Source organism: Streptomyces sp. PA03-6a (genome assembly GCF_033792765.1).
Taxonomy (GTDB): Bacteria; Actinomycetota; Actinomycetes; order Streptomycetales; family Streptomycetaceae; genus Actinacidiphila.
The window spans coordinates 38,056-49,614 of record NZ_JARAVK010000037.1; the positions used below are offsets into that span (position 1 = coordinate 38,056).

The 11,559-nt window shown below is 72.8% G+C and carries 9 protein-coding genes; 7 read left to right on the forward strand and 2 right to left on the reverse strand.

The features are described 5' to 3' along the window. Positions 1-17 precede the first annotated feature (17 nt). Positions 18-3,038, reverse strand: coding sequence for a glycosyl hydrolase (locus PV350_RS12155; protein ID WP_500333672.1), 3,021 nt, complete (start codon positions 3,036-3,038; stop codon positions 18-20). A 492-nt stretch (positions 3,039-3,530) separates the two neighbouring features. Here PV350_RS12155 and PV350_RS12160 point away from each other — a divergent pair, with 492 nt between their 5' ends. Next, the gene (locus tag PV350_RS12160; protein WP_500333674.1) at positions 3,531-4,799 is read left to right on the forward strand and encodes a glycosyltransferase; all 1,269 of its coding nucleotides are present in this window, start codon (positions 3,531-3,533) and stop codon (positions 4,797-4,799) included. Here PV350_RS12160 and PV350_RS12165 read toward each other — a convergent pair. Further along, positions 4,783-5,274, reverse strand: coding sequence for a YfbM family protein (locus PV350_RS12165; RefSeq protein ID WP_499515814.1), 492 nt, complete (start codon positions 5,272-5,274; stop codon positions 4,783-4,785). The genes PV350_RS12160 and PV350_RS12165 overlap by 17 nt on opposite strands. A gap of 80 nt (positions 5,275-5,354) precedes the next feature. On the opposite strand from PV350_RS12165, the gene PV350_RS12170 reads away from it, so the two are divergent. The 6 genes from PV350_RS12170 to PV350_RS12195 form a co-directional block, all read left to right on the forward strand. Continuing rightward, complete coding sequence (locus tag PV350_RS12170; protein WP_500333676.1) at positions 5,355-5,951, forward strand: MBL fold metallo-hydrolase; 597 nt, start codon at positions 5,355-5,357, stop codon at positions 5,949-5,951. A 164-nt stretch (positions 5,952-6,115) separates the two neighbouring features. Further along, positions 6,116-6,676, forward strand: a complete 561-nt coding sequence (locus PV350_RS12175; RefSeq protein WP_499515816.1) for a GNAT family N-acetyltransferase — start codon at positions 6,116-6,118, stop codon at positions 6,674-6,676. Positions 6,677-6,733: 57 nt separating this feature from the next. Then, positions 6,734-7,111, forward strand: a complete 378-nt coding sequence (locus PV350_RS12180) for a cupin domain-containing protein (RefSeq protein WP_499515817.1) — start codon at positions 6,734-6,736, stop codon at positions 7,109-7,111. A gap of 432 nt (positions 7,112-7,543) precedes the next feature. Beyond that, on the forward strand, positions 7,544-9,907 hold the full coding sequence (locus PV350_RS12185) for a M4 family metallopeptidase (protein WP_500333678.1): 2,364 nt from the start codon (positions 7,544-7,546) through the stop codon (positions 9,905-9,907). A 224-nt stretch (positions 9,908-10,131) separates the two neighbouring features. Further along, positions 10,132-10,992: a helix-turn-helix transcriptional regulator gene (locus PV350_RS12190; RefSeq protein WP_499515819.1), complete on the forward strand. Its 861-nt coding sequence runs from the start codon at positions 10,132-10,134 to the stop codon at positions 10,990-10,992. Between the two features lie 136 nt (positions 10,993-11,128). Beyond that, on the forward strand, positions 11,129-11,559 hold a 431-nt coding region (locus tag PV350_RS12195; protein WP_500333680.1), incomplete at its 3' end, for an SDR family NAD(P)-dependent oxidoreductase.

Below are 11,559 nucleotides of genomic sequence, written 5' to 3' on the forward strand. Positions count from 1 at the left end.
GACGGGACCGGGACCCGTCAGTCCCGGCCCACCACGGCCTGGGCGTAGGGGACCAGCCGCACCGGCCCGACGAGCCCGGTGCGCTGCGAGGCGGCACCGCCGTACACGGACGGGTCGCTGACGCGCAGCCGGTTGAGCAGCGGCGTGGCCACCTCGACCTCGATCGTGTTGCTGCCGCGGCGGAGCAGCCCGCCGAGGTCCACCACGGGGTTGATGTGGCTGGTGACCGGTGTCGGCCGCCCGTTGACGCTGACCCGGAAGGTGTCGGTGACCTCGCCGAGGTCGAGCAGGGCGCCGAGGTCGCCGCTCCAGGACCGGTCGAGTTCGACGGTGGCGCGGTAGCGGCCGATGCCGGCGGCGTCCGTGAGTTCCGGGATGGCGTTCCACGGCGCCAGGGCGGCGAGGGCGATCCGGTGCCGGACGACGGTGGTGCGGTCCGGGTCCGCGCCGGGACGCCAGTCCTCCGCGTCCAGGGTCCAGGAGGTGAGCTCCCGGGGCGCGGGCACCTCCCCGACGACGGTGCCGACCGACCCCCCGCGCGACAGCGTCGTGGTGTAGGTGCCGGCGGCGCGGGCGCGCAGGACGAGCCGGCCGTCGTCGAAGCGCACGTCGTCCGCGTCCGTGGTGACGGCGTGGGTACGGCCGGGCTTGCCGTGGAACCGTCCCGGCGGCGCGAAGGCCACGACCATCGACTCGGCCGGCTGCAGCGCCACCCGGAAGGTGAACAGGTCGCCGTCCTGCGCGTACAGGGCCAGCGGCCGGGCCTCGCCCGTCCACGGGTCCAGCAGGTACGGCACCGCGCCCGAGCGGGTGCGGCGTACCGTGACGGCGTGGTCGATCGCGGCGACGGGGGGCTTCACGGTCTCGGCGTGCTTGCCGTTGACGAGGTAGAACCAGTCGACGCCCTCGTCGAAGCGGTGCATCGTGAGCAGCGTCGAGGGCACGGCGTAGCTCACGTCGGGCACCAGACCGAGGTCCGTGAGGGCCTGACCCACCGCCGTCTTGTCGGTGACCTGCCGGACCCGCGGCTGAGCCAGCAACTCGGTGACGAGCGCGCGGAGTTGCTGCAGGGTGGAGTCGTCCTCCACGCCGGGCGTCGTGACCGTCGTCCAGTCGCCGAGCAGGACGACCGGCAGCCCGGCCCGTGTCAGGCGCAGCAGGTGGCGCGCGTCCGGGAGGGTGAGGGTGACCGCCGAGCCGGAGAAGAAGTCGCCCTCGACGAACAGCGCCCGGTAGGCGGGGCCGTCGGGGGCCAGCCGGCCGTCGCGGACCTTCGCCGACGGAAGGTCCAGCAGGGGCCCGCTGAGGAACTGGTGGGTCCAGCCGAGCGGCACGCCCGTCGAGGTGAACCAGGACGCGCCGATGCCCGTCGCGGTGTAGCCGGTCTGCCGGAAGACGGCGACGTCGATCCGGGAGGTGCCGCGCTGCATGGCGTGGTGCACCCGGGACAGGTACCCGGACACATCGGTGACGTGCCGCCAGGTCGGGTGCCGCGGGCCCCAGGACTCGCCGTAGCCGACGGTGCCGTTGTACGGGGTGAAGGCCGCGTAGCCGGGCCACTTCACCCCGGGCAGCGTGGCGTACGAGAAGCCGTGCACGACGGTCTGGTTGACGCCGGCCGCGTACGCGCCGCCCATGGTGCGCAGGAACTTCTCCCACGTGGTGCTGTACGCGGAGCCGGTGTAGGCGCCTGCCTCGCAGGACAGCACCGTGTGGCCCGCCATGTCCCGGCCGCCGGCCAGGCAGCGGTAGTCGTCGAGGTTCTTGAAGCCCAGCGACTCGCCCTCGGGGATGTCCAGCAGCGCGGCGGACCGGATGGCGTCGGTCTGCAGGCCGTACGGCTGCGCGCGCATCCCCAGGCCCAGCGAGTGCGCCCAGCCGCGCAGCGCCGTGAGGTGGTGGGTGTTGTACAGGTCGCTGACGGTGTCCCAGAAGTCGTGCCGTATCTGGCGGGTCGCGACGGCGTCGTAGGCGTAGACCTGGTTGCCGCCGCTCATCGCGATGACCGGCAGGACGGGCAGCAGCGGGTAGCCGTTGCGCTCCTCGAAGGCGGCGGGCAGCCCGGGGGTCCAGGGCAGCGCCTTGGTCTCGATCTCCAGGGAGTCCTCGAACAGGACGCCGCCGGCGCTCTTGAGGAGGCCCCTGATCTCCTTCGTGAGCAGGTTGCGCTCCCAGAAACCGGTGACGGCGGCGGTGCCGGCCGCGCTGAAGTGGTCCACGACGTACGCGGTGGGCGAGGTGTGCGGACCGCCCTCGGGGGTCTGCCCGGTGCCGCGCTGCCAGAAGGCGGTGAGCACCCAGTCGCCCCCGCCGGGCGCGGTCCAGTCCACGGCGCCGTCGGCGACGTGCTCGGTGAGGTCCTGGACGCTCGCGCGGTCCAGGCCGGTCTCCTTGCGGGTGGCGTTCTCGGGGGCGATCCGGGTGGCCAGCAGGCCCAGCAGCCGCTGCCGGGTGACCCCGGACGCGGGGGCCGCGGCGGGGGCCGGCACGGGGCCCGAGTAGGCCGTTCCGGCGGCCACGGTGACGGCGCCGAGGGCGAGTTCCTGCACCGCGGCATCGCTGTCGGGGGTGATCCCGGGGACGGCCGCGGGCCAGCTGGGGCCGATGGTGAGGTCGATGGTGACGCCCCTGCGGCGGGCCTGGTCCAGGGCCGCGTGGACGCCGGCGACCCAGGCGGGGCTGCCCCAGCCGTGGTGCTCGGTGTCCAGGACGGAGGTGTCCTTCACGCTGTGGTGGACGGCGGCGATCTCGGCGCCGCCGAACCCGGCGTCGGCGATCTGGTCGACCTCGCGTCTGATCTCGTCGGGGTCAACCAGCCCGTCCGGCCACCACCAGCGGAACTTCGGCCGCACCGCGCTCCCCGGCGCGGCGAACGCGCCCGCCGCGCCGCCCGCGCCCGCCGTCCCGGTCCGCGCCTCGGCGGCGGCAGCGGGCAGTGCGGGGGCCAGGGCCGCCGCGGTTCCCGCGACGGCGGTGGCGATGAGGAGGCTGCGACGGGAAACCCCGCCGGCCTCGGGGCGGTTGCTGTCGTCGTGCATGGTTCCGTAGCTCCCCGGAGTGAGAGGTGGAGGTGCCTTTCATCCCGGAGTGATCAGTGCCGAGATGCAACGCGCTGCTGATCGAACCGTTTGCATTGAACCGTTTCAATCTCCGCGGAGGCTACAGCGAGGTCCCGGGTGGGGGCAAGGTCCCGGCGGCCGCGAACCTCGACGGGTGTGGTGGGGGAGGCCTGCGCCGCCGTCAGGAGCAGGCGTGCCACGGCCTGTGCCGGACCTCCGCGGCGGGTGCGGACCGTGAGATGAGAACGTTTCAGGCAGGGATGGCGAGCACGTGGTCGCGATGGGTTCCGAGGTCGCCGGGAAGGTGCGGCGCAATCCGCCGTGCGGGAGGGACCCGATGAAATCCGGCACGCATGGCGTCCCCTTCCCGCGTTTCCACCGTATAGCGCACGGGTGGTCTTGCCGCAAGGCCCCCACAGGGGGCGAAAATCGCTCCTCACGCGCCGGGGAATGGCGCAGGACGGGAGCGAGATGCGTTTTCTGTTGTCCACGATCGGGACGCGCGGCGAAGTCCAGCCACTGGTCGCGCTGGCGGTGGAATTGAAGGCCATGGGGCATGAGGTGGTGGTGTGCGCGCCTCCCGATTTCCGTGAGTGGGCAGGATCCCTGGGAATCACGTACGTGCCCGTCGGACCCGAACTGCGCGGGACCGCGAAGCAGAGTGCCGGAGCCGTTCCGACGCCGGAGCAACGGCGCCTGATGATCGAGGGCACGGTCGCCACGCAGTTCGAGGCCGTGGGCGCGGCCGCCGAGGGCTGCGACGCCGTCGTGGCGGGCGGGGCCCTGGCCGTCGCCGCCCGCTCGGTGGCCGAACAGCGGGGCATCGGCTACGTGTACGCGGCGTTCGCCCCCGTCACCCTGCCCTCCGAGCGGCACGCACCGCCCGTCTTCGGCATGCTCGGGCAGCAACCCGCGGCCGGGAACGCCGACCACCGCGCGCTCTGGGCCGAGGACGCCGCACGCTGGAACGCCCTGTGGGCCGGCCCCCTCAACGCCCGCCGCGCCGCCGCCGGACTGCCGCCGGCCGAGGACGTGCGCGCCCACATCTTCACCGCCTCCCCGTGGCTCGCCGCGGATCCGGTGCTGGCCCCCTGGCCCCAGCCGTCCGCAGCACTCGACGTGCTCCAGACGGGCGCCTGGCTGCTCCCGGACGACCGGCCGCTGTCCCCCGAGGTGGAGGCGTTCCTGGACTCCGGGGAGCCACCCGTCTACTGCGGCTTCGGCAGCGTGCGCGCACCGGACGGCGTCGCCGGCACGGTGATCGGCACCGCCCGCGCGCTCGGACGACGCGTCATCGTGTCCCGGGGCTGGGCCGATCTGGCGCCCGTGGACGACGGTCCCGACTGCCTGACGATCGGCGAGGTGAACCAGCGGGCGCTCTTCCCGCGCGTCGCCGCGGTGATGCACCACGGCGGCGCCGGCACGACCACCGCGGCGACGGCCGCGGGGACACCGCAGGTCGTCCTCCCGCAGATGTTCGACCAGTTCTACTTTGCGGGCCGCGTCGCCCGGCTCGGCATCGGCAGCGCCCCTCCCGCCGGCGCCCCCGCAGCGGAGCCGCTGCGCACGGCGCTTCGCGCCGCCCTCGCCCCGGAGGTGGCCGACCGGGCCCGGTCCGTCGCCGGCACCGTCCGCACGGACGGCGCGCGGACCGCCGCGCGGCGCCTGGCCGAGGGGGCCCGGCGCACCGGTCGCCCAGCCCGCCCCGCCCGCTCCTCGACGCCTACTGGTCGACGGTGAAGATCACGGCACGGCCCTCCCGTGCCGCCGCCCGGTAGAAGTCCTTCAGCCCGGGCAGGAACGCCTCGGTGTAGGCCAGGTCCTCCGCGTCGCCGGTGCCCTGGTAGGCCTCGAAGGTGAGCGTGGCGAAGCGCTCGCGCAGCCACGCGGCGTCCAGCGGCTCCAGGGCCGCCGCGACCCCTCGAACCTGGTCCGCGGTGACGTGGCAGACGATGTAGTCGTCCTCTTCGTGGAGCGGTACCCCGCCGAGGATGACGTGCGACAGGGGGAATTCGCCGTTGTCGAAGCTCAGGTCACCGTCCGTGAAGCACCGGTGCAACGCGTCCCATGACGAGTCGAGTTCGCACAGGTGGTCGCTGTCCCAGCGCTCCTCGATCTCCTCGACGACCGCGGCCAGCGCGTCGTCGTCCTCGCAGGCCAGAATGCGTGCGGAGTCGGTTTCGTCCAAGGCGAAGAGAACGGCGCGGGTCCCCATCGTGCCCTCCCGGCGGGTGCTCGGATGCGGTGCGGTGCGATCCAACCACACGGCCGTCCGGGCTCCGCTACGTTCGGGCCATGCGGATCACCAAGTACACCCACGCTTGCGTGCGCATCGAGCACGAGGGGCGCGTACTCGTCGTCGACCCCGGGACGTGGAGCGAGCCGGCCGCGCTGACCGGGGCGGACGCCGTACTCGTGACGCACGAGCACATCGACCACGTCGACGTCCTGCGCCTGGCCGGGCTCGGCGTACCGGTCCACGCCCCCGCCGACGCGGACGTCCCCCGGCTGGAGGCGATCCGGGTCAGCCCCGGTGCGGAGTTCACCGCCGCGGGTTTCCGCGTGCGCGCGGTCGGCGGCCGTCACGCGCCCGTCCACGCGGGCCGGCCCGCCTGCGCCAACCTCGGTTACGTCATCGACGACGCCGTCTACCACCCCGGTGACGCCCTGCACGTGCCCGGGCAGCCGATCGAGACGCTCATGGTTCCGCTCCAGGCCTCCTGGCTGAAGACGACCGAGGCGATCGGCTTCGTCAACGCGGTCGCACCGCGCCGGGCGTTCGGGATCCACGACGGCCAGATCAACGAGCGCGGCCTCAGTAGCGTCAACGGCTGGCTCGCGGAACGGACCGACCACGGCTACCGGTACCTGCGGCCCGGCGAATCGCTCTGAACGTGAGGGTGTTTCCCCCGGAAACGGCGACGACGACAGCGGCAGACCGGCGGCCGGCCGGCCCTCCGGCGCGCACCGCGGGCGTCCACGCACAGATGGCCCGCGGGTGAACGCCGTTCGTCGGGAAGCGGTACCACGGGGGCCGGCGGCACTACGATCGCGCGATGGCTGACGACACCTTCCTCACGCACGGCCCCCGGGTTGCCATCCGGCGGATCACCGCACGGGACCACGAAGAGATCGGCGCGCTCTCCCGGGAGAGCGCCGCACTGCACGCGCCCTGGGTGCCCGCGTGGGAGCACACGCCCGAGTCCTTCGGTGCCTGGGTCGGGCGCTTCGACCACCCGACGCACGAGGGATTCGTGATCTGCCTCCCCGGGACCGGCGCCATCGTCGGCGGGGTCAACATCAACGACATCGTCAGGGGCACCATTCAGAGTGGTGCCCTCGGCTACGTCGCGTACGCGTCGACCGCGGGTCGCGGCTACATGACGGAGGGGCTGCGGTTGGTGATGGCGTACGCCTTCGGCGACCTCGGCCTGCACCGGCTGGAGGCCAACATCCAGCCCGCGAACGTGGCGTCGATCAGGCTGGTGGAGCGGCTGGGCTTCGAGCGCGAGGGGTACTCCCCGCGCTTCCAGTACCTGGACGGCGCCTGGCGGGGCCACGAACGGTGGGCCGTGACGGCCGAGATGGCGATGGGCGAACCCCGCGAGGCGGACTGAGGCACGCACGCCGCCGGGCGCCGGGGACGGTCGCGCCGCGGTGTTAGCGTCCCGGCCATGGACGACAGCGTTTACGTGGGCAATGCCGGTGAGGACGCGCCGCTCGACAAGGGGTGGCTGCTGGGGCACTTCAAGGAGGCGGGCGACCCCCGGCACAGTGACGCCGTGGAGATCAAGTGGGGCGTCCATCCGGCGGGGGACGAGCGCGGGGAGTGGGTGCGCGGCGAGGAGCGGACGGCGCTGCAGGTCCTCGTCAGCGGGCGGTTCCGGGTCGACTTCCCCGGGCGGTCCGTGGTGCTGGCGCGTCAGGGGGACTACGTCGTCTGGGGCAAGGGCGTGGACCACTCGTGGGTGGCGGAGGAGGACTCGACGGTGCTGACCGTCCGCTGGCCGTCCGTGCCCGGATACGCCGTCCCGGCCGCCGAGGAGGAGTAGCGGCCCCGCCCCGCGGCCCGCGGGGAGCTGGCTCGAAATTTTCGGCGGCACCGCCGAGTTGAGCCGCCCGACGCCGCCGACGGCCCCACCGGCCCCGCATTGATCAGGGAAAAGGTCCGCAGATCCGCATCATCCGGGCGGTGTGGCGTGTCCGCCACCGTGGCTGAAACTGATCGCTCGGCTTCGTCACTTCACTGTTGCCGCACCGTAAATCCGCACGTGGTCGGCTCGCCGTGGGACCGCTCCCACGATGAGTGGCTGACCGACTTTCGGACAATGATCTCCGCAGTGATGACAGTGGACGAACATGCTGAAACGATCCCCCAGGTCGTGCGGGCATCACTCGCACGTCACCTCGCGGAGGCATCAAGGGCCTCCAATGTTCCCGTCCCCAACGGCCGTTCACGCGGCCGGGCACAAGGAGCTCCACGAGTGACGAACCATCCCGCTGTCACGGGCGCCAGTTCACCGCCGAATCCCTCTCCCACCCGCCGTGCGCGCGGAGCACGCGGCCGCGTCGCGGCGACCGCCGCCGTGACCCTGGCCGCTCTGCTGACCCCCCTCCTCCCGGCCACCGGCGCCGCCGCCGTGCCCGAGGGCGACGGGACGGCACCGCGCAAGATCGTCGCGGAGTCCCGGCCCGGGGCGCGCTCCGTCGCCCTTTCCGCCGCGCAGCGCAAGCAGCTGCTCAAGGCCGCGTCCGACGGGCGCAGCACCACCGCCCGCGCCCTCCAACTGGGCGACAAGGAAGCGCTGATACCCAAGGACGTCATCAAGGACGCCGACGGCACGGTGCACACCCGTTACGAGCGCACCTACGCCGGGCTCCCGGTCGTCGGCGGCGACCTGGTGGTCCACGAGCGGGCGGGCGCACGCACCGTCAGCAAGGCGTCGCCGGCCCGGGTCACGGTGCCGACGACGAAGGCCGCCGTCAGCGCCGCGAAGGCGAAGAAGTCCGCCCTCTCCGCCGCCAAGAGCGAGCGGACCCAGGACCCGGCGGCGGACGGCGCCCCTCGTCTGGTCGTCTTCCTCGGCGACGGCAAGCCCACGCTCGCCTGGCAGTCCTCCGTCACCGGCACCCAGCAGGACGGGACCCCGAGCCGGCTGAACGTCGTCACCGACGCCGCGACCGGCAAGGAGCTCCAGAGCGTCGAGGAGATCCGCTCGGGCACCGGCAACAGCCAGTACAGCGGGCAGGTGCAGATCGGCACCGTGAACAATGGCGGCGTCTACGAGCTGACCGACACCGAGCGAGGCGGGCACAAGACGTACGACCTGACCGGCGTCGGCGGGATCGGCAACCTGCTCACCGACGACGACGACGTCTGGGGCGACGGGACGGTCGCCGACCGCCAGACCGCCGCCGTGGACGCCGCCTACGGCCAGCGCGAGACCTGGGACTTCTACAAGGGGCGCTTCGGCCGCAACGGCATCGCCGACAACGGTGTCGGGGCGTTCTCCCGCGTCCACTACGGCGACTCGTACGCCAACGCCTTCTGGGACGACGGCTGCTTCTGCATGACGTACGGCGACGGCCGCGGCAACGAGCACCCGCTCACCGAACTCGACATCGCCGCCCATGAGATGACGCACGGCGTCACCTTCGCCACCGCCAACCTCACCTACATCGGGGAGTCCGGCGGCCTCAACGAGGCGACCAGCGACATCATGGCCACGGCCGTGGAGTTCGCCGCCGACAACCCCGCCGACGTCCCCGACTACATGATGGGCGAACTCGCCGACGTCCGCGGCACCGGCAAGCCGCTGCGCTACATGGACCAGCCGTCCAAGGACGCCGACCCCGTCAAGGGCACGTCGCTGGACTACTGGACGCCGCAGCTCAAGAAGGAGGACGTCCACCACAGCTCCGGCCCGGCGAACCACTTCTTCTACCTCCTCTCCGAGGGCAGCGGGAAGAAGACCATCAACGGCGTCGCCTACGACAGCCCCACCTTCGACGGCCTGCCGGTCGCCGGCATCGGCCGGGACAACGCGACCGACATCTGGTACCGGGCGCTGACGACCTACATGACCAGCAGCACCGACTACGCCGGCGCCCGCAGCGCCACCCTCCAGGCGGCCGCCGACCTGTTCGGGCAGGGCAGCGACACCTACGAGGCCGTCGGCAACGCCTGGGCGGCGGTCAACGTCGGCGCCCGCTACGTCAACCACATCGCCATCGTGACCCCCTCCACCCGCCCCGTGGCCGTCGGTCAGCCGATGACCCGTCAGATCGAGGCGGTGGGCTCCAGCCCCGGGCGGCTGGTCTACTCCGCGCACAAGCTGCCCAAGGGCCTGTCCATCAACGCGCGCACCGGCCTGATCAGCGGCACGCCGAAGAAGGCCGGCACCTACAAGACGGCCATCACCGTCGAGAACACCGCGCAGCACAAGGCCAAGCGCACGGTGCGAATCGACTGGCCCGTCCTGGCCTCCGGCGGGCGCTTCTTCGTCAACCCCGCCCGCTACGACATCCCCAACTGGAAGACGATCGAGTCGCCGCTGATCGTGACCGGCCGCAAGGGCAAGGCGTCCAGCGACCTCAAGGTGACGATCGACCTCGTCCACCCGTGGGTCGGCGGCCAGATCGTCACCCTGGTCGCCGAGAACGGTACGGAGATCCCGGTGAAGCCCTGGTACTGGGACACCGGCGAGGGCGAGGTGCACGCCACGTACACCGTGGACGCCTCGGCGGTCCCCGCCAACGGCACCTGGAAGCTGCGGGTCACGGACAACACCCCCGGCATCTTCACCGTCGACCCCGGCTACCTCGACCGCTGGAGCCTGACCTTCTGACCACCGTGCGCAGCCGGTGCCGCTCCGGCACCGGCTGCGCCGTCACGGTCGGGCGCCGGACCGGGTCCGAGCCGTCGCCGGGCGCTCCGGGCGGGAGGACGTCGCGGTGCTGTTCGCCGGGGCCGCGCGGACACGGCCTGAGACTGGACCCGCCCGGGACTCCGCACGCAGGCCTGCGGCCGGCGGACATCCCGGTATGGACGCGCAGCGTCGATAATCGACGTATGAGTCAGCGGAACGCTTCGAACACCACGCTGGGTGACTTCCTGCGGGCGTGCCGTTCCCGGGTGAACCCCGGAGACGTGGGCCTGCCGGACGACGGGCGGCACCGCCGGGTGCCGGGACTCCGCCGGGAGGAGCTGGCGCAGCTGGCCAACGTGAGCGTGGACTACGTGGTGCGCCTGGAGCAGGGGCGTACGGTGCACGTCTCGACGGCGGTGCTGGAGTCGCTCGCGCGGGCGCTGCGCCTGCGGCCCGACGAGCGCGACTACCTGCTGCGGGTCGCCGCGGCCGGCGCCGAACCGTCCGCCTCCGCGCCGCCGCGCATCCGGCCGCAGACGCAGACCCTGCTCGACGGGCTGCAGGAGTACCCGGCCCTGCTGCTGAGCCACCGGCTGGACGTCCTGGGCTGGAACCCGCTGGGCGCGGCGCTGATCGCCGACTTCGCCGCCGTTCCGGAGCCGCAACGCAACCTGGTGCGCATGGCGTTTCTGGACCCGGCCTTCCGCGAGCTCTACGTGGACTGGCGGACCGTCGCCCGCGAGTGCGTCGCCTACCTCCGCATGGGCGCGGCGCGCGACCCGCAGGACCCGCGGCTGAAGGCGCTGGTGCAGGAACTCTCCGAGGCCGACGCCGACTTCCGCCGCTGGTGGTCGGACCACCGGGTGCGGACCCGGGCCGCGGGGCAGAAGACCTTCCGGCACCCGGTGGCCGGCACCATGACGCTGGACTTCCAGAGCCTCGTCGTGGGCGACGACCCGGACCAGACCGTCTTCGTCTACACCGCGCAGCCCGGCACCCCCGCCCACGAGGCCCTGCGCTTCCTGGCCACCTGGTCGGCGAGCCCCGCCGCCGTGCGCCCGTGACCGGAACTGGCTGGTACTGCCGGTCCCAGGAAGCCGTCGCCTACGGTTGATCCTTCTCTGGCCCGCCCTTCGCCGCGGGCACACGCTGGGACACGTCGACAGAACGACCCCCAGTGATCATGAGGAGCACATCACCATGACGACGTGGTTCATCACCGGCGCATCCCGCGGGTTCGGCCTGGAAATCGCCCGGCAGGCCCTCGAGCGGGGCGACAACGTCGTGGCCACCGCCCGTACCCCCCGTGCCGTGGAGGAGGCCCTCGCGGCCCACGCGGACCGGCTGCTGGCCGTACCGCTCGACGTGAACGACGAGGAGCAGGCCCGGGCCGCCGTCCAGGCGGCGGTCGAGCGCTTCGGCACCATCGACGTCCTCGTCAACAACGCGGGCAGGGGCCTGCTCGGCGCGGTGGAGGAGACCAGCGACGCCGAGGCGCGCGCGGTGTTCGACACCAACGTCTTCGGACTGCTGACCGTGACCCGTGCCGTCCTGCCCGTCATGCGGGCCCGGCGTTCCGGACGGATCGTCAACCTGAGCTCCGTCGGCGGCTTCGTCGGGTGGGCGGGCTG

Bases quoted from the DNA above. Each gene is read 5' to 3' on its own strand.
- PV350_RS12165 (WP_499515814.1), bottom strand. From the start codon at position 5,274: ATGGGGACCCGCGCCGTTCTCTTCGCCTTGGACGAAACCGACTCCGCA.
- PV350_RS12170 (WP_500333676.1), top strand. From the start codon at position 5,355: ATGCGGATCACCAAGTACACCCACGCTTGCGTGCGCATCGAGCACGAG.
- PV350_RS12180 (WP_499515817.1), top strand. From the start codon at position 6,734: ATGGACGACAGCGTTTACGTGGGCAATGCCGGTGAGGACGCGCCGCTC.
- PV350_RS12160 (WP_500333674.1), top strand. From the start codon at position 3,531: ATGCGTTTTCTGTTGTCCACGATCGGGACGCGCGGCGAAGTCCAGCCA.
- PV350_RS12155 (WP_500333672.1), bottom strand. From the start codon at position 3,038: ATGCACGACGACAGCAACCGCCCCGAGGCCGGCGGGGTTTCCCGTCGC.
- PV350_RS12190 (WP_499515819.1), top strand. From the start codon at position 10,132: ATGAGTCAGCGGAACGCTTCGAACACCACGCTGGGTGACTTCCTGCGG.
- PV350_RS12175 (WP_499515816.1), top strand. From the start codon at position 6,116: ATGGCTGACGACACCTTCCTCACGCACGGCCCCCGGGTTGCCATCCGG.